Source organism: Vibrio sp. 2130-1 (assembly GCF_033339515.1).
Genome location: NZ_JAWOUT010000126.1, coordinates 1 through 905 on the forward strand (window position 1 = coordinate 1; position 905 = coordinate 905).

General features: G+C 39.0%; 1 pseudogene. It reads right to left on the reverse strand.

The features are described 5' to 3' along the window. Window positions 1-185 (reverse strand): annotated as a pseudogene (locus R7Q09_RS24665) (chemotaxis protein CheV); the annotation flags it as partial. Between the last annotated feature and the right edge of the window lie 720 nt (window positions 186-905).

Sequence of the window (905 nt, forward strand, 5' to 3'; positions counted from 1 at the left end):
GGTTGCGCGTTCGGATAATCTGTCGTCTCTGGCACGCGAATCACTTCACGTACTTTGGCAACGTTAATACCGTAATAACAGGTTTTGGTGCTGCCGTCTGGCAATTGTTTTTCTAGGTGAAACTCAATAATTTCGAGCTCATTGGTACCACTTTCTGTCAAAATGGTGCTGGTTACGTTACTCATAGACCCAATATCCAAAAAACGCGTCAAGAAAAGGCTTGATGCAATACCGTAAAGAACTTCTTCCTACGGTAAAAAATCCAAGCGTCCTTTTTAGTCTTTACGACTGTGTTTGTAAACCTTCAAAAGGACGATTACTGCACACTTCCATCTCAAACAGTGAAAATATGTCTCAATTTTGAACAAGACTTCGGTAGAGATTACACTCTCCCGCCTTCGTTACGTTCTATAGCGGCCATAACACTGAAAAGTTTAGGAATAATTTGAGCGAATGCTTTATGCCACAAGCAAAGTTACAACTCAGAAGATAGCAATAAAATGCCACTCATTTCTAACATGAAGAAATTTGAAACGCAGCTATCGAGTGTAGTGCAGCAACCTCTCCCTTATTGGCTTCCTATTTTGATGTAAGAAAAGCCTCACAACCACAACAAAACATTAGATATCAATAATTTAGAATTAGTTTAAAAACAGTCCTATATTTGACCCGTTTCTTAATATTAATAACTATTTATCTGTTCTTAATCAATAACAAACGATGCTCCACTTATATGAATTCAGACTCTTCTCTACATACTCAATGGTTAACTCACTTTCCAGCCGATATGCAACACCACATGGCAACGGTGTATCTGGAAACCATGACAGAAGATCTCGAAGCGTTAAAAGCGCATCTACACGAACCAAAACATTTACTCCAGACCGTGCACAAGATTAAAGGCG